This is a genomic window from Gottfriedia solisilvae (assembly GCF_002128405.1).
Lineage (GTDB): Bacteria > Bacillota > Bacilli > Bacillales > Bacillaceae_G > Gottfriedia > Gottfriedia solisilvae.
Window position 1 is genome coordinate 79,638 of record NZ_NETJ01000003.1, and the last position, 20,284, is coordinate 99,921.

Annotated in this window: 18 protein-coding genes and 1 riboswitch; of the genes, 14 read left to right on the forward strand and 4 right to left on the reverse strand. The window is 33.1% G+C overall.

All coding sequences use genetic code 11. The features are described 5' to 3' along the window. Positions 1 to 244 precede the first annotated feature (244 nt). Complete coding sequence (locus CAB05_RS09730) at positions 245 to 1,204, forward strand: LacI family DNA-binding transcriptional regulator (RefSeq protein WP_087999651.1); 960 nt, start codon at positions 245 to 247, stop codon at positions 1,202 to 1,204. An 81-nt stretch (positions 1,205 to 1,285) separates the two neighbouring features. Here CAB05_RS09730 and CAB05_RS09735 read toward each other — a convergent pair whose 3' ends face one another. Beyond that, positions 1,286 to 2,176: a LysR family transcriptional regulator gene (locus tag CAB05_RS09735; RefSeq protein ID WP_087999652.1), complete on the reverse strand. Its 891-nt coding sequence runs from the start codon at positions 2,174 to 2,176 to the stop codon at positions 1,286 to 1,288. 128 nt (positions 2,177 to 2,304) lie between these two features. Here CAB05_RS09735 and CAB05_RS09740 point away from each other — a divergent pair, with 128 nt between their 5' ends. The 5 genes from CAB05_RS09740 to ribH all read left to right on the forward strand — a co-directional run bounded on the left by CAB05_RS09740 (position 2,305) and on the right by ribH (position 7,620). Further along, entirely contained in the window at positions 2,305 to 3,576 is a 1,272-nt protein-coding gene (locus CAB05_RS09740) for an APC family permease (RefSeq protein WP_087999653.1), read from the forward strand. Positions 3,577 to 3,813: 237 nt separating this feature from the next. Further along, positions 3,814 to 3,967, forward strand: a riboswitch (FMN riboswitch). A gap of 236 nt (positions 3,968 to 4,203) precedes the next feature. Next, entirely contained in the window at positions 4,204 to 5,289 is a 1,086-nt protein-coding gene (ribD, locus tag CAB05_RS09745) for a bifunctional diaminohydroxyphosphoribosylaminopyrimidine deaminase/5-amino-6-(5-phosphoribosylamino)uracil reductase RibD (protein ID WP_235821421.1), read from the forward strand. 1 nt (position 5,290) lies between these two features. Then, positions 5,291 to 5,938 carry a riboflavin synthase gene (gene ribE, locus CAB05_RS09750; RefSeq protein WP_087999654.1) on the forward strand — a complete coding sequence of 216 codons (648 nt, stop codon included), beginning with the start codon at positions 5,291 to 5,293 and terminating at the stop codon, positions 5,936 to 5,938. A gap of 12 nt (positions 5,939 to 5,950) precedes the next feature. Then, positions 5,951 to 7,144: a bifunctional 3,4-dihydroxy-2-butanone-4-phosphate synthase/GTP cyclohydrolase II gene (locus tag CAB05_RS09755; RefSeq protein ID WP_087999655.1), complete on the forward strand. Its 1,194-nt coding sequence runs from the start codon at positions 5,951 to 5,953 to the stop codon at positions 7,142 to 7,144. A 14-nt stretch (positions 7,145 to 7,158) separates the two neighbouring features. Further along, positions 7,159 to 7,620: a 6,7-dimethyl-8-ribityllumazine synthase gene (gene ribH, locus CAB05_RS09760; RefSeq protein WP_087999656.1), complete on the forward strand. Its 462-nt coding sequence runs from the start codon at positions 7,159 to 7,161 to the stop codon at positions 7,618 to 7,620. Positions 7,621 to 7,662: 42 nt separating this feature from the next. Here ribH and CAB05_RS09765 read toward each other — a convergent pair whose 3' ends face one another. Further along, positions 7,663 to 8,421, reverse strand: a complete 759-nt coding sequence (locus CAB05_RS09765) for an alpha/beta fold hydrolase (protein ID WP_087999657.1) — start codon at positions 8,419 to 8,421, stop codon at positions 7,663 to 7,665. A gap of 639 nt (positions 8,422 to 9,060) precedes the next feature. Between CAB05_RS09765 and CAB05_RS09770 the strand changes: the two genes are divergently transcribed. From CAB05_RS09770 to CAB05_RS09795, 6 genes are all read left to right on the forward strand, one after another. Continuing rightward, positions 9,061 to 9,720: a type 1 glutamine amidotransferase domain-containing protein gene (locus CAB05_RS09770; protein ID WP_087999658.1), complete on the forward strand. Its 660-nt coding sequence runs from the start codon at positions 9,061 to 9,063 to the stop codon at positions 9,718 to 9,720. An 81-nt stretch (positions 9,721 to 9,801) separates the two neighbouring features. Continuing rightward, positions 9,802 to 10,560, forward strand: coding sequence for an SDR family NAD(P)-dependent oxidoreductase (locus CAB05_RS09775; RefSeq protein WP_087999659.1), 759 nt, complete (start codon positions 9,802 to 9,804; stop codon positions 10,558 to 10,560). 60 nt (positions 10,561 to 10,620) lie between these two features. Continuing rightward, on the forward strand, positions 10,621 to 11,502 hold the full coding sequence (locus CAB05_RS09780; protein WP_087999660.1) for a LysR family transcriptional regulator: 882 nt from the start codon (positions 10,621 to 10,623) through the stop codon (positions 11,500 to 11,502). A gap of 331 nt (positions 11,503 to 11,833) precedes the next feature. Next, positions 11,834 to 12,925, forward strand: coding sequence for an MBL fold metallo-hydrolase (locus CAB05_RS09785; protein WP_087999661.1), 1,092 nt, complete (start codon positions 11,834 to 11,836; stop codon positions 12,923 to 12,925). Between the two features lie 71 nt (positions 12,926 to 12,996). After that, positions 12,997 to 13,473 (forward strand): YbaK/EbsC family protein, encoded by a 477-nt coding sequence (locus CAB05_RS09790; protein WP_213087729.1) that lies wholly within the window; start codon positions 12,997 to 12,999, stop codon positions 13,471 to 13,473. Positions 13,474 to 13,596: 123 nt separating this feature from the next. Further along, entirely contained in the window at positions 13,597 to 14,418 is an 822-nt protein-coding gene (locus tag CAB05_RS09795) for an MBL fold metallo-hydrolase (RefSeq protein ID WP_087999663.1), read from the forward strand. Positions 14,419 to 14,635: 217 nt separating this feature from the next. Here the strand turns inward: CAB05_RS09795 and CAB05_RS09800 are convergent, their stop codons facing one another. Then, the gene (locus CAB05_RS09800) at positions 14,636 to 15,823 is read right to left on the reverse strand and encodes a YhgE/Pip domain-containing protein (RefSeq protein ID WP_087999664.1); all 1,188 of its coding nucleotides are present in this window, start codon (positions 15,821 to 15,823) and stop codon (positions 14,636 to 14,638) included. A gap of 178 nt (positions 15,824 to 16,001) precedes the next feature. Here CAB05_RS09800 and CAB05_RS09805 point away from each other — a divergent pair, with 178 nt between their 5' ends. Then, complete coding sequence (locus CAB05_RS09805; protein ID WP_158093234.1) at positions 16,002 to 16,610, forward strand: TetR/AcrR family transcriptional regulator; 609 nt, start codon at positions 16,002 to 16,004, stop codon at positions 16,608 to 16,610. Between the two features lie 821 nt (positions 16,611 to 17,431). On the opposite strand, the gene CAB05_RS09810 is transcribed toward CAB05_RS09805, so the two are convergent. Further along, positions 17,432 to 18,280, reverse strand: coding sequence for a MurR/RpiR family transcriptional regulator (locus CAB05_RS09810; protein WP_087999666.1), 849 nt, complete (start codon positions 18,278 to 18,280; stop codon positions 17,432 to 17,434). Positions 18,281 to 18,803: 523 nt separating this feature from the next. Between CAB05_RS09810 and CAB05_RS09815 the strand changes: the two genes are divergently transcribed. Next, a complete protein-coding gene (locus CAB05_RS09815) occupies positions 18,804 to 20,048 on the forward strand; it encodes a helix-turn-helix domain-containing protein (protein ID WP_087999667.1) in 1,245 nt (414 codons plus the stop codon). The last annotated feature ends 236 nt before the right edge of the window (positions 20,049 to 20,284 follow it).

The window sequence follows — 20,284 nt, forward strand, 5'->3', positions numbered from 1 at the left end:
ATATTATTTGCGAATGCAATAAATAGTATTCAGCAAAGATGATCATTTCCAATCTTTCTTTTTAAACATTTGCTTTTCTTGTTGTATGATAGCGATAGAAGCAAAAAGTAAGATGGTACTGCACATAAAAATCAAACTAAATATACCAAATAAAATATTCATATTTGTTCCTCCTTTTTCATTAAAATTAGCGTAAAGTATGGAACTGGTTTCATAGCAAGAAAAATTTTGAAAAGGTGAAGTTATGTCTAATATTAAAGATATTGCAAAGATTGCTGGCGTTTCAGTTACGACTGTTTCAAGGGTATTAAACAATGAACGGTATGTTAGTGATGAAAAAAGAAATGCTGTATTACGAGCAATTGAAATAACGAAGTATCAAAGAAATTTAAATGCTGTTAATTTGAGTAAAGGGAAAACTCATTTAATCGGGGTAGTTGTACCGTATTCAAATCATCCGTATTTTGGATTGTTAATAGAAGGAATTTCCATAGAAGCAATTAAGAAAAATTATAAGCTTGTATTGTTTCAAACAGATTATCAAAAAGAGCGAGAGTTGGAAGCACTTGAAATGTTGAAGCACAAACAAATAGATTCTCTCATTATTTGTTCAAGAATCTGCTCATTAGAAGTCGTTGAAGCATATTTAGAATATGGGCCGGTAATCTTATGTGAGGATACGAGGAATACTCGGATATCTTCGACTTTTGTAGACCACTATAAGAGCTTTACGATTGCTTTAGAATACATATACAAAAAGGGTCATAGAAAAATTGGTTATTGCATCGGACGCAGTAGTGGTACAAATAGCCTTCAAAGAAATTTAGCATATAAGGATTTCCTTCATAAATACAACTTACCTTATCATGATGAACAAATTATAAAAAAATGTAGCTATTTTGAAGATGGAGAACGAATCGTTAATACTTTAATTGAATCAAAAAATAGACCTACAGCTTTACTAGTTACTAGTGATCAAGTAGCAGCAGGGATTTTAACTTGTTGTAATGAGAAAGGCATCGTTATACCAGAGGATCTTGCAATCATTAGTTTTGATAATCAACCAATTGCAAAATACATGAAACTAACAACTGTTGAAATGCCGATAAAAGAAATGGGTCAAAAGTTATTACATCAGGCTCTACTTAATGAACAATCGCAAACAGAAATGTCAGTTAAATTAATTGAACGTCAGACTGTTTAAGTTAAAATTGAAATGAAAAAGCACGATAAATCCCGAATCAAAGCCACAATTAGGTTTTGACTTGGATGAGTCGTGCTTTAACTATGAATTCCACCCTCGAGCATGCTCCCTTACAATTTCCAAAAATTTTCTAGCTGCATGAGACTGCCATCTGTTTTTATGCCATGACATAATCGTAAAAACACTCCCAAGACTGGTATCCCATTTAATAGATCTCATTTTCCCTTGTTCAATTTCTTGATTCGCTGTAACAAGTGGTAGCATAGAAATTCCTAATCCACACATAACGCATTGTTTAATTGCCTCGACACTCCAAAACTCAATTCCAGTCTTTGTTTGGATTCCTTTACTTAACAAAAATGCTTCAAAATAATCACGATAGCTTCCTTGTTCTGTTAATAGAATATTTTCATTTTCATTTAACGAAAATGATGAAAGTGTTCTTGTTGAGTCAGAGTGAGGTGGTAATAAAATGACAAGTGGTTCTTCAACAAGTGTCTCCATCGTTAAATCTGGATCAGAAACACTAGCTTGTAAGAAAAATGCGATATCAAGATCGCCTCGTTTTAATGATTCTTGCAAGTCCCAGCATGAACCTGACTTCATTATAATGTTTACTTTTGGGTATTTTTTTCGAAAAGCCTGGATAATAAATGGAAGTCGATAAATCGTTAATGACTCAGGTGCACCAATTCTTAAGGTGGCAGTTTCTTCTTTTTCCATTTGAAAGACATCTTTCGCTTTTGAATATAATTGAATCATTTCGATCGCATGAGATAAGAAATGCTCACCAACTTCTGTTAATTGTACCTTTTTACCGATTCGATTAAATAATGGTACTCCTAGTTCTTGTTCTAATGCTTGAACATGTGCTGTAACAGTTGATTGTGCATATCCTAAATGAACTGCAGCCTTTGAGAATCCACCCATATCTACAATTGATTTAAAAGTAATCAAATGGCGAATTTCCATAATAACCTCCAATTATCGGAAAATCCGATGGTTTATATCGTAACTATTCATTTTACCGATTTATTGATGTTTCATATACTTAAATTATACGAGATTAGTATTAGATTCAATAACTTTTGAGGTGATGTATGAAAAATCGTAAAATTGGATTTTTATTGCTCAGTGGCTTAATGGTAGGGCCTATTCTAGGTTCGGGTATCATTATATTACCTCCAGCAGTTTTTGATACAGCTGGAAATTACGCAATTTTTGCTTGGATGATTATGTTAGGTTTGAGTATGCTATTTGCTCACATGTTTGGAAAACTAAGCTTGTTGATCCCTGGAGATTCAGGCGTTCCTTTAGCAGTTGAAAGAGCATTTGGGACCCAAATAAAGAATTTATCAGCCATTTTCTTTTTACTTGCAGTTTGTTTCGGACCAGTAGCTGTGTTAGGAACTGCAGGACATTATTTACAGCTACTTACTTCACAATCACTGTTTCATGAAAAATGGTTAGCACTCGGACTTTTATGTTTTGTTTATTTAATCTTAACAAGAAATATTACCGATGTTGGTAAATTTGCATTTATCATGTCCACGTTTATTGTTGTAACTTTATTAGTGGGAAGCTTGCACACATTATTTACAGTAGATGGAAATATCACATTATCGAATCCGATTACTGTTTCTGATTTTGGTCAAAGCTTACTTCTGTTATTTTGGGCACTAATTGGGTGGGAAGTCATTGGTAGTTATTCGTTAGAAGTAAAAACACCTGAACGGACCATTCCAAAAGCAGTTGCTTTAAGCTTTTCTATTATTGCAGTTGTCAGTCTATCGGTTGCACTCGCTTTCCAATGGATTCACTCGGATTCAAAAAGTGCAACAAATCAATCGTTGGCGCCATTACTTGAAAGCTTATTTGGCAATTGGGCGACTCCAATCATTTCAACTATAACAATCGCACTATGTATTAGCACTGTCTTACTTGTTATAGGAGCAGTATCTAGATTGATTTCGGATCAAGCTAAAAACGGATTGTTGCCATCATGGTTATCGTACAAAAATAAAAATAACGTTGCTACCCGTGGCTTACTTAGCTTGTTTTGTATTCATATTATTGTGTTTACATTATTCTTTTTGAACATTATTTCCATTCAGCAGCTAGTAGCAATTGCGAATGCTTTCTTCTTATGTAACGCTTTACTTGGCGTCTTAGCATGTATGCGTATTTTTGATTCAATATGGCTAAAAATAGGGTCAGCTATTCTAGCGATTTGTTTTTTTAGTATATTATTATTTTCATCAATTTATATTTTATTAGCAATTGTAGTAGTAGCAGTCTATTTTGGTTGGCTGCAAAAAAAGGAGTCAATCAGGGAGCAAAAAATGATTTGTCAGGTTGGAAATGACTTGTAAGAGGAAATATCTATGCTATAAAAAAATAAGTGTGTTGAATTGACAAAAAAATGATAAGTAATGCATAGAAAAGATCACCAATTTTAGGTGATTTTTTTCTTTTTTTTTATCTCAGAATTTTACTAGAAAAATATAGGAATTTACTAATATTTTGCTATTTCTTTTATAAAACTAGAAATCTATAATACTTTACTTTGAATAATTTGCTAGTTATAATGAAACAAATTTGATAATTAGTGTGTCCTTCGGGGTCGGGTGAGAGTCCCAACCGGCGGTGTTGTATAAAATTATTTTTATACTAAGCCCGTGAGCTGCATATGTTTTTTTATATGTTTGCTGATCTAGTTAGAATCTAGAGCCGACAGTATAGTCTGGATGGGAGAAGGATGGAGTGCATATATCAATACGAGTTTGATTTTTTCAAATTTTCGTTTGATATAGGCTTAGTTTGTTGTGTCGTTTAATCAATTGCACAACAATAAATGCGTAACAATCATGTGAATTTATGAATTGTTTCGGCGTTTATTTAAGTATGCTTCCTTTCTTAAACATCTAAAGCCCCTTAAGTACATTCTTAAGGGGCTTTTTCACTTTTTCAAATTAATTTGAATTAGAGGGTGTGATAAGTTGGATCAACTATTTATGAAATTAGCTATTGAACTTGCAAGCTCAACAATTGGGCAAACAAGTCCTAATCCACCAGTAGGAGCTGTAGTTGTAAAAGACGGTTCTGTTGTTGGAGTAGGGTGTCATGTAAAAGCAGGTGAACCACATGCTGAGGTTCATGCTTTACATATGGCTGGAACAAAATCGATTGGCTCAACCGTGTATGTAACATTAGAGCCATGCAGTCATCATGGTAGAACGCCACCATGTGCCGATTTATTAATTGAGAAAAAGGTTAAAAGAGTCGTCATAGCAGTGCAAGATGACAATCCAAAAGTTAGTGGAAAAGGATTTTCAAAGTTGAAAGAAGCTGGTATAGAGGTTGAGGTCGGAGTTTGTCATGAGGAAGCAAAGGATTTATATAAAGGCTTCTTTACATTTATAAACAAAAAAAGACCGCTTATTACTTTAAAAGCAGCGCTTAGCTTAGATGGAAAACTTTCCACATACTCAGGAGACAGTAAATGGATTACTGGTGCAAAAGCTAGAGAAAAAGTGCATGAGGAACGTCGAATACATGATTGTATTTTAGTAGGCGTTGGAACTGTTCTTCATGATAATCCATCTTTAACAGTACGATTGGAAGAAGAAACTAGACAACCTGTTCGAGTCATTTTAGATTCGAGTTTAAGAACGCCAATTGATTCGAAAATAGCAAATACGATTGAAGCAAAAACAATTATTTTTGTTGGTAATCAAATAACCGAAAAAGAACTGATTCCTTATCAAGAAAAAGGAATTGAAATGATAAAAACAAGTGAATCAAAAGTTAAGGTACGAGAAGTCATTTCTCTTTTAGGAGAAATGGGCTACCATTCGGTTTATGTAGAGGGTGGTAGTAAGATTCATACCTCATTCATAGAAGAAAACTTATTTGACGAACTAATATTATATTATGCACCTAAACTAATCGGTGGGATCCATAATGGTAATCTATTAAATGGTTTAGGTAATGTAATGATGAAGGATGTTCCCAATTTAACATTATTATCGGTTGAAACAATTGGAACTGATATTCGAATGCATCTTCAAAACGAGGTGAATTAACTTGTTTACTGGAATTGTAGAGGAAATTGGAACAGTCAAAAATACGGTCAATAAGGGACAAACACTAGTCCTAACAATACAAGCAAAAAAAATTCTAGAAGATGTTCATTTAGGGGATAGTATTTCGATCAACGGAGTCTGTCTGACAGTAACTAATTTTACGAAAGACGAATTTACAGTAGATGTTATGCCAGAAACCTATCAATCTACTAATCTAAAAATGTTATCAAATCATCATAAAGTGAATTTAGAACGAGCAATGGCTGCAAATGGAAGGTTTGGTGGACATATTGTTTCAGGACATATTGACGTAACCGGTGAAATTCTTGCGATTAAACCTCTTGAAAATGCAGTTACTTATAAAATAAACATTCCAATGCGCTATTCAAAATATTGTTTACCAAAAGGGAGTATCACCATTGATGGTACGAGCTTAACAATATTTAAAGTTGAAAATGAAGTGATTACCATATCACTGATTCCTCATACTCGTTCTAATACAATATTGGGCAGTAAAAACGTAGGTGATACCGTTAATGTTGAATTCGACTTATTAGGTAAGTATGTCGAGAAAATGCTTGGATTACATGAAGTAAAAAAAGACTCAAACATAACAACCTCATTTTTATCACAAAATGGCTATTTATAAAGGAGTAATGATATGTTCTCTAAAATACAAGAAGCAATTGAAGATTTAAAAAAAGGCAGAATTGTCATTGTTTGTGATGATGAAGATCGTGAAAATGAAGGTGATTTTGTTGTCATTGGTGAGTATGCGACACCAGAGAATATTAATTTTATGGCGACGTATGGACGTGGATTAATTTGTGTCCCAATATCGGAGGAAATTGCAAATCAGTTTGAGTTAAATCCAATGGTAACAGAAAATACTGATACACATGGGACAGCTTTTACAGTAAGTATTGATCATCACACTTCAACAACTGGTATTTCTGCATTTGAACGATCTAATACCGTTTTACAATTGTTAAAAGAAGAAGGTAGTGCAAAAGATTTTCGTAGACCAGGGCATATGTTTCCTTTAATTGCAAAAAGTGGTGGAGTCATTGAGCGACCTGGCCATACAGAGGCTGCGGTAGATTTAGCACGACTGTCGGGATCTAAGGAAGTTGGAGTCATTTGTGAAATTATGAATGATGATGGAACAATGGCAAGAGTACCAGAATTAATCGATATTGCTAAGAAGTTTCAGTTAAAAATGATTACGATTAAGGACTTAATTGATTATCGACAGCAGAATGAAAGGCTAGTTAAGAGAGAGGTCGAAATTAAATTACCGACTGATTATGGTGATTTTAAAATGATTGGTTATTCCAATACAGTCGATGATAAAGAACATGCGGCCATTGTGAAAGGAAACATTGATGATGGTAAGCCAGTCCTTGTAAGAGTTCACTCGGAATGTTTGACAGGTGATGTGTTTGGATCATGCCGTTGTGACTGTGGACCTCAATTACATTCTGCATTAAATATGATTGAAGAAGAAGGAAGAGGCGTAATTGTTTATATGCGACAAGAAGGAAGAGGTATCGGGCTACTTAATAAATTAAAGGCCTATAAACTTCAAGAGGAAGGTCTTGATACTGTTGAAGCAAATCTTCATCTTGGCTTTGAAGCAGACTTAAGAAATTATGAAATTACTGCTCAAATTTTGAAGGACTTAGGGATTATGAAAGTCAATTTATTAACAAATAATCCACTAAAAATTGAAGAGTTAAAAGCTTACGGGATTTCAATTAATGAGCGGGTTCCTCTGCAAACTGAAATGAAAGCAGATAACGAACAATATTTACAAACTAAACTTGAAAAAATGGGTCATTTACTAAATTACTAATAGGAGAGATTAATATGAAAATTGAAGGAAATTTAATTGGATCTGGATTGAAAATTGCAGTTGTTGTTGGACGTTTTAATGAATTCATTACATCAAAATTACTTGGTGGTGCCCAAGATGCATTACTACGCCATGGAGTAGAAGAATCAGATATTGATGTAGTATGGGTGCCAGGTGCATTTGAAATACCACTAATCTCTAAAAAACTGGCAGATACAAACAAATATCATGCGATCATTACGCTTGGTACGGTAATTCGCGGAGCAACAACTCATTATGATTACGTATGTAATGAAGTAGCAAAAGGAGTTGCTTCAATTTCACTACAAACTGGCATACCGGTCATTTTCGGTGTTCTAACAACCGAAAATATTGAACAAGCAATCGAAAGAGCAGGTACAAAATCAGGAAATAAAGGTTGGGATGCTGGTATATCTGCAATTGAAATGGCTAATTTATTACGAGAAATCAATTAATTTCATAATTAACTATAAAGAAGAGAGGCAACCTGCCTCTCTTTAATTATTTTTCGCCATTTGAATACATTCTTGAATTGCGCTTATTACTAATTCTGGTTCGGATAGCTGAGGAAAATGCCCACTTTTAGTAGCTAAGATGTGTTTACCTTGATTACTTAGTTGTACAAGATTCATTTGATTAGCTCTCCTGATTTGAAAAGCATGTTCAGGCATCATCTTTGGCATTTTATCTCCAGATAATACAAGTAACGGTACATCAGGAAAAGAACCTGCCTGCTGTATTTGTTTAGCTGTTTCTACTACAAAATTTACTTCATTCCATTTTTTGTGGGATGAAAAAGAGTCAAAAGCTTTTAAAAATTTATTTATACCGCGGATGAGTGCACCTTGCGTTTCATTAATACTTACATCTTCTGGATGACTAGCATCCAACAAAACAACGCCTGCAATTTCTTCTGGATATTGTCTAGCAAACAAGTTGGCATATAATCCACCTAAAGAGTGCCCAACTAATATATAAGGAGGGCTAACGTTTATTTCCTTAAGTAGTTGTCTGAGTGTGTTTACAATAGAAATCCCATGTTGGGGACTTTTAGGCAGATCGCTTTTACCTACACCTAATCGATTATATGCTAACACAGTAGTCTCTTCTGCTAACTCGTGAAATACTTTGTACCACCCTTCAATTGGACCACTTCCTCCATTAATGAGGACAACTGTAGGAACTCCTTCGCCTAATTGAGCGAATTCTATCATACCGCTATTCGTAAAAATCTTCTTCTTTTGAATCGGTTTCATACTGCACCTCTTTATTTTTTATTGATCGTGATCACCATAGATTCATTGCATGTAACCCAAATGAGATTTAAAGAATTACAGTGTTCATAGTTTGATAAAAATAATAGATGAATAGAATATTAATTTTCAAATGGGACACTTGATACATTACGAAAGTTTGGCGCGAATACTAGCACTCAGATCGTACAAACTACGCTAAGCAAAAAGAGTATTTCGTTCACTATGAAGAACGCATGTGTAAGTTGAATAAGTAGAGTTACAAAATTGTCTGTTTCCAATATTATACAATAACTTATATACCTAGACTGCCATTCTTATCATAAAAAAGATCGACATAACATCGAACATTCACCAACTTATGCGTTAGTTGCAAATATCATGTACTATTCATTCAGTTACAAACCTAAGCAATCAGAATCAATTCTTGAATTTGAATCTGATTGCTTAAATAGTTATGTTTTGTTTTTTAATTGATTTTTAAGAGCTAGATGATTTCTACATTACTATCTAGCGCTATTTAAAATAATGGTTTATCTATAAATATATTTATAGATAAATCATTATTTTGTAATTTGTTTTATCGATATACTTGTTTTAAAATTCAGTTTGTAAGACAAAAACATTTAGGAGGAAACTTATATGTCAAAAAAAGTGTTAATGGTTGTGACTAGCCATTCAAAGATAAATAATGAAAAAGAAACAGGGATTTGGTTATCGGAGTTTGCAGAAGCTTATGTTGAATTTAATAAGCAAGGCTACGATGTAACGGTTGCTAGTCCACTTGGTGGAATGGCTCCTATTGATCCAAATAGTATTGATGGTAGCACACCACAAGAGATGATTGAAATGAAAGAGATTTTGCAGAATACAAATAAGATAGAAGACATTCATTTTAGTGAATATGATGCAGTTTTCTTACCAGGTGGGCATGGTACGATGTATGACCTACCAAATAACTTAAAACTTCAAACTGTAATTCGTGATTTATATGAAGCGAATAAAATTGTAGCAGCAGTTTGTCATGGACCAGCGGGGCTGGTTGGCGTAACTTTATCAAACGGTCAGCCATTAGTTGCTGGAAAACAGGTTAATGCGTTTACTGATGCTGAGGAAAAAGAAGCTGGTATGGATCAAATGATGCCATTTTTATTAGAAAGTAAGCTACGTGAGCTTGGTGCACATTTTGTAACAGCTACTAATTGGAATTCTCATGTAGAAGTAGATGGCAATCTTATTACAGGTCAAAATCCACAATCTACTTTAGCAGTTGTTCATGCAGTAATTGAAAAACTTGCATAATAGAATAAAAGGTTGATATCTTCTAAAAGATATCAACCTTTTATATTTACTTAAATAAGTAAAATATTGGAGGGTACTAAAATGGATTTAGCGATTGTCACTGGTGCATCAAAAGGCTTAGGATATGAAATTTCAAAGGCGTTCTTACAATCTAGTTTCGAGGTAATTGGTTTGTCTCGTAGCATGAATTCGAATATGAATAACTTTAAAAAGACGCAAAATAATGTTTATTCTCATATTCAAATTGACCTATGTGATATAAAAGAAATTGAGGTGAAATTTAAAGGGATTGTACAGAAAATTATTACAAAGCAGCCTAAAAAAGTTTATGTCATTAATAACGCGGGAATGGTAGATCCAATTGAGAGAGTAGGTTACTTAGAGGCAGCAATAATTGAAAAAGCGGTTCAGCTAAATTACTTAACTCCGATGCTTATCAATAATTTGCTCTTAAAAGAATTAATAGATTATGAAATAGAAATAATAATTGTAAATGTCACTTCTGGTGCGGCAGAGCATCCTATTCACGGTTGGAGTGTATACAACAGTACAAAGGCTGCAATAAATATGTATACAAAAGTTGCAGGATTAGAGCTAGAAAGTAATATGGATTCAAAAAATAAAATGATTGGATTTAATCCTGGTGTTATGGATACATATATGCAATATGTTATTCGTGGATCGAAGCAGGATGCTTTTGCAGAAATAAATAAGTTTTTAGATTACAAAAAGAATAATGAATTACGCTCACCTGAAGTAGTTAGTAATGCATTATTAAATCTATTATTCCAAACCGAATTAAAGAATGGAAGAATCTATTCTATTAAGGAGCTACTGTAAAACATTTCAAGTAGTCTATTTAGATAATGGTAAAAACTATTCGTTAAGAAAGGAAATAAAATGGTTGATTTTGAATGGTACCGCAGCTTTATTAGTATTTACAAACATAATTCTGTTTCTGAAGCTGCCAAGGAAAGAATGATGACACAGCCAGCGATGAGCCAGCATTTATCAGCTTTAGAAGCAGAAGTCGGGCAACCCTTATTTAATCGAATCTCGCGTAAAATGATTCCGACTGAAAGAGGGAAAGAGTTTTATTCAGAAATTGTGCCTTTAATCGAAGCCTTAGAAAATAAAACACTGGAGCTTAAATTGAACACTTCACCTACTTGTCCTGTCATTCGATTTGGATCGGCAATTGAGTTTTTTCAGGAACGAATTCAACCTATATTAAATAATGAAAATTTCCGTTTTATTGCTCACTTTGGTTTAGCTTCTGAATTAATCGAGGCATTAAAAGAGGATAAAGTAGATCTTATTGTTACATCAAAAAAATATCAACAATTAGGAATAGAGTATACTAGTCTATTTGAAGAGGAGTTTGTTTTGGTTGCTCCAAATGAATTATTAATTCCTGATTTTCAGAATAAGGTTGAAATGGAAAATTGGTTAAATAAACAAAACTGGTTAAGCTATGGTTTAGACTTACCGATTATTAGAAGGTTTTGGAGAGAATTTTTCAATAAGCGACCTCAAATCAGACCGGTTCATATCATCCCAAATTTACATGCTTTATTGAATAGCGTTGAAATGGGCTTAGGAATTACGCTGATTCCAACTTATTTAATTGAGTGTGCAATGAATGACCAGAAAGCAAAAATGATTTTAACAAATTATAAAATACCGAACGAACTATTCCTTGCTTATCAAGTAAAACATAAAAGTTCACCTGAGATTATTGAAATGATGAATACAATAAAAGAAGCATGTGAATCGCGATAGTTACTTAAACGTAAAGTATCTAAATATCGTTTGAAAAAATCAAAAAGTATTTTAGAGTTAATGTGGTAGAGAAAATCAGAAATATAATTATATCAATGGCAATTTTTCAAATAACCTCAATGAAGTCTGTTTTTTCATGCATCAAAAAACACTTTCATATTCAATGTAAAAGGTGTTTTTTTTTTGCCAAAAGACTAAGTATAGGTTTATTCGTTATATTTGTTTAACAGTGAAACTATATGTTAGTGTTAAGAAAAAACGCAGTGATTTTTAATTTTGAAAAAATTAACACGTTCGTTTAACGGACTTTACTTGGAGGGTAATTTAGAAAATGCTTTTTATTATCATTTTATTGGTGGTCATTATGATTGCCTATCTGTTTATGAATAACTATCCGCATTTTGGTAAGACATACTCAAAAGAGAAACAGCAAACCTTTCAACAGTTAGAGAACTATCAAAATGGAAAATTTCAAAATCAAATACCAACTAGTATGAGTACGGACTTAAGAACTACTTATACAATGTTAAGAGATTTTGTAAAGAGTAATCCAAACAGAAAACCAAGTGTTCCAATTCCAATGACAAATATGAAGAAGTTCATTTTGTCAGATCAAGATGAAGCAAAAATAACTTGGTTTGGACATTCGGCTGTACATATCGAAATCGATAAAAAGAATATTTTAGTTGATCCAATGTTTGGTAATGTCCCATCACCATTCCCTCAGTTTGGAGGAAAACGATATAGTGGAGGTTTACCGTTTGAGATAGCTGATTTACCAGTTATTGATGCAGTAATTTTGTCACATGACCATTATGATCATTTGGATTATGGAACAATCCAAAAAATAAAACATAAAGTAAACCATTTCATTGTTCCACTAGGTGTAAGGGGTCACCTTGAAAGGTGGGGTGTTGAAACAGATAAAATATCAGAACACAATTGGTGGGATGAATTTTCATTTGAAGGCTTAACAATTGCTTGTACACCTGCAAGACATTTTTCAGGGAGAAGTCTAACAGATCGGAATGCTTCTTTATGGTGTTCTTGGATAATTATAAGCAATCAGCATAAAATCTTTTTTAGTGGTGATAGTGGCTATGCGTCACATTTTAAGGAAATTGGTGAAAAATATGGTCCGTTTGATGTGGCATTAATGGAATGTGGTCAATACGATGAACGATGGTCTGCGATCCATATGTTACCTGAGGAAACAGTCCAAGCATTTATTGATGTGAAGGGGGAAGTGCTGATCCCAATTCATTGGGGTGCATTTACACTAGCATTTCATGATTGGTATGATCCAATTGAAAGAGTATTGAAAGCTGCTAAGCAAAATAACTTAATCATTGCTACGCCTAAAATAGGTGAATTGATGAATATTAGTACAAAAGAATTTCCAACTTCAATTTGGTGGAAATGATACTGTGGATAAAGGATGTTCTGTCTGTATATAGAATTATTACTACATTATAGTAGAAAGAAGTGATGATGATGGGCGTTTTAAAGGAAAGTGCGCAAATTGTACAAGACGTGATAATACAATCAGGATATAACAATCAAGTAATTGAATTACCACAGAGTGCCAGAACTGCACAAGAAGCAGCAGATGCATTAAATTGCAAAGTAGCTCAAATTGCCAAATCAATTATCTTTCGATTAGTGGAGAGTAATGAACCTGTATTAGTGATTGCAAGTGGTGTAAACCGAGTAAATGAACAACAAATCGAATTATTGTTGAATCAAAAATTGGGTAAAGCTGATGCAGAATTTGTTCGCGAATACACTGGGTTTGTTATAGGTGGCGTGTCACCTATTGGGCATAAGAATACACTCTTAACGTTTATAGACGAAGATTTATTTCAATACGAAGAAATTTGGGCTGCAGCCGGTCACCCAAAAGCAATATTTCAACTAACACCAAATGAACTGCTTGAGATGACGAAAGGGACAGTAGTAAATATAAAATAATTAGATTTTATTAGACATATAAATGTATGGATACGAAGTTAGCATTTTCGAGTCATGACATATTTATATGTCTTTTTTATTTATTGTAATAATGATCTTTATGAAAGAGGGTAGAAACTAGAGATGGAAAACTTTATTTGTACTACTTGTGGAGTTCAATATGAAGGCTCAATTAATCATCCGAATAATTGTTTAATCTGTAATGAAGAACGACAATATGTTAACCCAAATGGTCAGTCATGGACCACATTAGAATCTATGAAAATGGGAACCTATCAAAATTCCATTATACTTGAGGAGGATGGATTATATAGTATAAAAACAAGTCCTAAATTTGGAATCGGTCAAACAGCCTATCTAATTCAAATGGATGGATTCAATATTTTATGGGATTGTATCACTTTACTCGATGAACACACGATAGAAGCGATTAATCAGTTAGGAGGAGTTGATGCAATAGCACTATCTCATCCGCATTATTATTCAAGCCAAATCGAGTGGGCTGAAGCTTTTGATGTCCCTATTTATATACATGAAGATGACAGAGAGTGGGTTGTAAGGACTAGTGACCGAATTATTTTTTGGTCTGGAGATACACATGAATTACATAAAGGAATTATGCTTCATCGCTTAGGAGGTCATTTTAAGGGAGGTGCAGTTTTAGAATGGAAAAATGGAAATAATCAAAAAGGGATTTTATTAACGGGAGATATTATACAAGTGGTTGCCGACCCGAATTGGGTTAGTTTTATGTACAGTTATCCAAACCTAATCCCACTTCCAGCAATCAAGGTTCAAGAAATTTCAAATGCTGTTAATGAGATGACATTTGATAGAATATATAATGCGTTTCATGGAGTCGTAACATACGATGCTAAAAATGTAGTAAGAAGATCTGCCAGCAGATATATAGATGCATTAAATGGTAATTTATTTAAAACTTAAATTATTTCTTACAGACTGCCCGCCAAACGCTCGCTTTCTTCGTTGTTTCGCCTGTCTGCGGTGCTCATTACCGTCTAAGGTAACTCCGCTCCTCATCAGGCTTCACGCCTCGAAAGACAAGTGTTTTCAATCAGTCTTAATCTCTTAGTTTTTGTACCTTGTCTACAAACTCAAATAAGGACCTTTGTAAGGTCCTTATTTGTTTTATTAATTATTTTTATTCATTTAATGATAGCTGTTGTTCCTTCTGAATCTTATTTTGTTTGAATGCAGATGCAAGTAATACAATAGTAGAAACAGATGCAATCCAAACTAATATGACCATTGAATGACTGAATGATAATTCCTTTCCAAAATAGAAGATTTCTCTTAAACCATCAGCGCCAAATCGCATCGGAACCCATGAGTAAATCCAATCATGTGTAAATTTTGGTAAAAGCTCTGGTGCCACTCCAATAATTGATCCTGCAAAGAAGAAAATTAGAGCGAATAGAGCAACTCCTCCAAAACCAACCCAAGACATAACTGCAGATATTAATATATGGAAACTAAAGTATGCAATCGTTAAATATAGAGCAGTATCTATAAAATTAGGTATTGTAAAGCCAATCCAATCAGCCATTAATGTAATCCCGAATCCAGCCACAAATGCTAAAATAATGGCTAAAGCTATTTGTTCAAGTATTACTTTTAATTTATTAACTGATGTTGTCATATTTGCTTTCTTTTTACCTAAAAAGATAATAACAGCCCCAATTAAGCTAGACATCCATAAAGGGGTAATTAAAATGACTGGTGCATTTCCATTTGCAGTATGTGTACCAATTTCATTTACATTTTCGATTTTATTTAATATTGGAATTGCTAAAACACTAGCTTGATTTGCTGAAATTAAAGTGTTATTTTTCTCTAATTCGCTTAAAACTTCGGTACGTATATTCATACTTAATTGGCTCACTACATTGTTTAGGATTTGGCCTGCCATTGTAGATGCATTGGCATTCATCCCTTGATTTAACAATACTTTTATCTCAATAGGAGATGGATTAGGGGTCATTAATGTAGCTTGTTTTTGACTTAAATCCTTTGGAAGAATCAGTGCTGCATAATACTTTTTATCATCTAAGCCTTTTCTTACTTTATCTTCACTAGACACTTGAATCCAATTAACAGCACTCTCCTTTTGGGAGTTTGTTACTTCATTTATTTTTGAAACCATAATCTTACCTAGATTGATTTCACCTTTTGTTGGAACAGTTATTCCTTCATCTTCATTTACAATAGCTATGGGCAGGTTTTTTGGTGTCGGGTTAACGGATGATGCTAAAGTAAGTGAAAAAATAACGACAACAACTAATACTATAATTGGAGCAAGTAACGCTTGTTTTTGTTTTAGTAAATTCATTTATTTGCCTCCTTATTGCTTTGGTAAATTACTAAACACCGTGTTGACTATTATTATGAAGAAATATTACAATGAATTTTAATTAATCACAATAACCAATAAAATAGAAAATGTTCATTAATGAACACTTTCTAACAATATGTCTAGTGAAATGAAAAAATGTAAAAGGATGCAAATAATGACACAAACATTACGTGAAATAAAGGTGGCAAAAACAAAACAATTAATTAGAGATACATTCGTAGAATTAATTGAAGAAAAAGGATTTGAATCAATTTCAGTAAGAGATATTACAATGAAGGCTGGTTTAAATCGAGGGACTTTTTACCTTCATTATCAAGATAAGTATGATCTAATGGAAAAGAACCAAACTGAAATACTTGTTGGTTTAAAAGATGCTATGAAGGATATGAATCCGTCGGACCTTTTTGAGCATTACTCAAATGATTTGAAATATCCGCCAATAATAAAGGTATTTGAATATTTAACAGAAAATGCTCGATTTATCAAAGTGCTTATTAGTTCGAAAGGTGATCCAGCATTTCCAAAGAAAATGAAGAATATCCTAAAAACAGCGTTATATGAGAAGTTAGTAAAGTTAATTGGTACTGAAAATTCGCTGACGATACCGTATGAATATTCTACTGCTTTTATTTCTTCAGCCTTTTTTGGTGTAATTGAACAATGGTTAGAGAGAGATGTTCCTCATACACCAGAGGAGATGGCAATTGTGCATTTGAAGATTGTTAAATTTATGAGTCAAATCCTTGGTGGAATGGTTAAATAAACAGAATAGAATAGAAACAATAAAAAAAGAATGCGTTGAATTCCACTCCAGGATGCTCGCTTTCCATGGGGTGGGCGCTGAGCCTCCTCGGCGCGTTCGCGCCTGTGGGGTCTCAGCTGTCCCACAGTTCCCATAGGAGTCGAGCATCCTTGCGTTCCATTCTATTTCTAAATTAAAACAAAAATCATTTCTTAAAAGTTCTATTCATCTAATAATGTTTATATAAAAAGGAATGCGTTGAATTCCACTCCAGGATGCTCGCTTTCCATGGGGTGGGCGCTGAGCCTCCTCGGCGCGTTCGCGCCTGTGGGGTCTCAGCTGTCCCACAGTTCCCATAGGAGTCGAGCATCCTTGCGTTCCATTCTATTTCTAAATTAAAACAAAAATCATTTCTTAAAAGTTCTATTCACCTAATAATAAATGCTTATATAAAAAAGAATGCGTTGAATTCTACTCCAAGACGCTTGCTTTCCATGGGGTGGGCGCTGAGCCTCCTCGGCGCGTACGCGCCTGTGAGGTCTCAGCTGTCCCACAGTTCCCATAGGAGTCGAGCATCCTTGCGTTCCATTCTATTTCTAAATTAAAACAAAAATCATTTTTTAAAAGTTCTATTCATCTAATAATGTTTATATAAAAAGGAATACTTGAATTCCACTCCAAGATGGTTGCTTACCATGAAGGTTGGCGCTGAGCCTCCTTGGCCCACAGGATGTAGGTCATGCATGCATTACAAAACAAGAAGACCAAATCATATGCGATTTGGTCTTTTAATTATTTGTTTAATTATATATTTATTCTCTTAATCCAAACCCATTAATGAATCATGACCTTGTTTCAGAAATTGCAGTGCGAACTTTTTCAAATGAGGCTTTGGCTTTGTGTTCATTTAATATCATAACATTAACGTATAAAGCATCGATAATACTTAATTGAGCAATTCTAGATGCAAGTGCTTCGGGACGGTATTCTGTTTCTTCTGATGAGGTATAAAGGGCTACGTCTACATTTTGACTTAATGCTGATTTTGGGAAGCCAGTAATTCCAATCGTTTTGGCACCTGAGTCTTTTAATACTTGTAGTATACGAATTGTATCTTTGTTTGAACCTGAATGGGAGATGACGATTGCTAGGTCATCTTTTGTAAGCTGTGAAGCGGCCATTAATTGGAAATGTGAATCTGTGTATGAATTTGCTTTTATGCCGGTTCGAATGAATTTATGGAATGCATCCATAGCAATAACGGATGAGCCACCTATTCCATAAAGCTCTACACGGTTGGCAGAAAGAATTAATTCTACTGCTTTTTTAAATGAAGAACCTTCCAAAATTTGTGCCGTATTTTCTAATGTTCTTATATTAGATTTGAATATTTTATTAGCGATTGTAATTTCATCGTCGTTTTCATTGATCTCTTCATGAATTTGTTGAATAGGTGTCATAATCTCCGTCGCAAGTGCAATTTTTAGAGCTTGATAGCCTTTAAAACCAATTCGTTTGCAAAATCTGAAAACGGTTGCATCAGCGACGTTTAAAATCTCAGCAATTTCAGTAATGGTACTGTGAATGATATGTTTTGGATTTTGGAGTATATAATCTGCAATCTTTTTTTCTTTGTCACTTAATCGTGCATAGTAAGAACGGATTTTGCCTAAACTGTTGGTTTGTTCCATCGTTTTACACCCTTCAAATTGTTTATTAGATAACATAAAATTTAAAATGATTTAAGCTTAATAGTGTTCTTTTTTAGAAAATAAACTCTTTAATCTTATTATATAGTAAAGAATCAGATTTTTTAAATGATATGAAAACCCTTTCTTGTGAAAAATTTCTTTTATGGTTAATAGTAACAAAAAAAATTTTTTTAATTAGACATTATTTTATGGATAAAAATATTATTTATCACGTCAGGTAAAGAAAATACAAAATCTAAGAATAGGTGAAAGATAAATGCTTGAGCATTATTATAATTCTCAATATATTTGTATAATGTCTGACAAGTTAAATGACTAAATGATTACAAAAAATAGTCTAAAAGAAAGAGTCCTTTTTTGGGACTCTTTGTCTTTTTTTTACAAATTTTATTTCCCTTAGGTACATCTACTTAATTCGTAAAAGTATTAGAGGATATTAATTTTCAAGAAAGAATACATAGATAGATAAAGAGATATAGAGGATGTTTAAGGGGGGCGAATAATGTTAGAAGGTGAAATCATTAAATTTTATCGAGAAAAAATGGGTCTTACTCAAGCCATGCTTGGGGAAGGGATATGTACAACGACGCATGTTAGCAAAATTGAACGAGGAAAAACTGCATATTCACCTGACATTATTACCTTATTTTCAGAAAGACTAGGAATTGATATACATCAAGAAATACAGTCGTTTCATCTCATAGAAAATCTACTTAATCAATGGCATGATGCATTGATTATGAAAAAAGGACAACAAATAGAAGCTTTAAAAACAGAGCTTGATCAAATGCCTTTTATTGCTTACACACAATATGCAGCACATTATTTTTTACTAAAAGCTCGATACTATTTTCATCATCAAAATTTAGAATTAGCATTTCAAACAATTAATGATGTACAAAAAGATTTTTCTGAGCTATCTGCGTTTGAAAAAAACTTACTATATCACTTACAAGGAATGTATTATATTCAGATTAATGCTAGTTCAAGTAATGAAGATCATCAAAAAGCGATACAAATATTAAAAAAAATCAATATAGATGAATATAGAAATGAAGAATACTACTACCATTTAGGGATTGCTTATCATTATGGAAAATCCAAAATATTGGCTTATAAATATACTGAATTGGCATTAGCATATTTTAAAAGAACGAATAACTACTTATTAGCGATTAGTGCTGAAACAGTCATGCTACTTCAATATGGTAGTGAGGTTGAAATGGATTTTATTGAAACCGTTAAAAGGTATACAGACTTAATACATAATTGTGAAATATTAGGCGCACGTGATCGTAAGGCTATCCTGTTAAATAATCTTGGCGTTAAGTACTTTAAAAGACAAGAATATGATAAGGCACAAGAATACTTTGAGAAAAGTATGAATGAAACAGAGAATCAGCAATCTATTGTCTATTTACGACGCTTATGTAACTATCTTGAAGCAAGTACGGAAGGTGCATTATTACAAAAAGACATTCTAATAAAGAAGCTCAAAATCGGTGCTGCTTTAGCAAAAATGTTAAAAAGTCCAGTTCATACTATTTTAATTAAATTATTTAAATTGAAAGCTGAAAAAAATGACAGTAAGTACTATCAATTTTTAGTTGATGAAGCACTACCATATTTTTATTCAACTAATAATAATTTTTATATCGAGCAATATGGAAAGCAGCTTTATTTATATTATATTGAGACTAACCAATATCAAAAAGCAACTGAATTAGCCCAATCTGTTATTGTGTAAAAAATATGAAATACATAGATGTTTAGACCTAACTAGACTTCTATGTATTTATTTTATTTTGCGTAAAATTTTTTAAACACATTACATTATATTAGTCATTATAAAACAAATAGAAAAATAAAAAATTGGTTTATTTATGGTGAATCCTCGTAGGAGAATTTGTTGATTCGTGTCGAAAACAGCGAAGACATTGATAGAATCCTAGATAAATAACCCAATTGATAATGCCCATCTTA

Excerpts from the sequence above, each read along its gene's own strand:
- CAB05_RS09815 (WP_087999667.1), top strand. The coding sequence starts at position 18,804 with ATGTTAGAAGGTGAAATCATTAAATTTTATCGAGAAAAAATGGGTCTT.
- CAB05_RS09790 (WP_213087729.1), top strand. The coding sequence starts at position 12,997 with ATGGGCGTTTTAAAGGAAAGTGCGCAAATTGTACAAGACGTGATAATA.
- CAB05_RS09795 (WP_087999663.1), top strand. The coding sequence starts at position 13,597 with ATGGAAAACTTTATTTGTACTACTTGTGGAGTTCAATATGAAGGCTCA.
- CAB05_RS09810 (WP_087999666.1), bottom strand. The coding sequence starts at position 18,280 with ATGGAACAAACCAACAGTTTAGGCAAAATCCGTTCTTACTATGCACGA.
- CAB05_RS09740 (WP_087999653.1), top strand. The coding sequence starts at position 2,305 with ATGAAAAATCGTAAAATTGGATTTTTATTGCTCAGTGGCTTAATGGTA.
- CAB05_RS09800 (WP_087999664.1), bottom strand. The coding sequence starts at position 15,823 with ATGAATTTACTAAAACAAAAACAAGCGTTACTTGCTCCAATTATAGTA.
- CAB05_RS09780 (WP_087999660.1), top strand. The coding sequence starts at position 10,621 with ATGGTTGATTTTGAATGGTACCGCAGCTTTATTAGTATTTACAAACAT.
- CAB05_RS09775 (WP_087999659.1), top strand. The coding sequence starts at position 9,802 with ATGGATTTAGCGATTGTCACTGGTGCATCAAAAGGCTTAGGATATGAA.
- ribH (WP_087999656.1), top strand. The coding sequence starts at position 7,159 with ATGAAAATTGAAGGAAATTTAATTGGATCTGGATTGAAAATTGCAGTT.
- CAB05_RS09755 (WP_087999655.1), top strand. The coding sequence starts at position 5,951 with ATGTTCTCTAAAATACAAGAAGCAATTGAAGATTTAAAAAAAGGCAGA.
- CAB05_RS09785 (WP_087999661.1), top strand. The coding sequence starts at position 11,834 with ATGCTTTTTATTATCATTTTATTGGTGGTCATTATGATTGCCTATCTG.
- CAB05_RS09765 (WP_087999657.1), bottom strand. The coding sequence starts at position 8,421 with ATGAAACCGATTCAAAAGAAGAAGATTTTTACGAATAGCGGTATGATA.
- CAB05_RS09805 (WP_158093234.1), top strand. The coding sequence starts at position 16,002 with ATGACACAAACATTACGTGAAATAAAGGTGGCAAAAACAAAACAATTA.
- CAB05_RS09730 (WP_087999651.1), top strand. The coding sequence starts at position 245 with ATGTCTAATATTAAAGATATTGCAAAGATTGCTGGCGTTTCAGTTACG.
- CAB05_RS09735 (WP_087999652.1), bottom strand. The coding sequence starts at position 2,176 with ATGGAAATTCGCCATTTGATTACTTTTAAATCAATTGTAGATATGGGT.
- CAB05_RS09770 (WP_087999658.1), top strand. The coding sequence starts at position 9,061 with ATGTCAAAAAAAGTGTTAATGGTTGTGACTAGCCATTCAAAGATAAAT.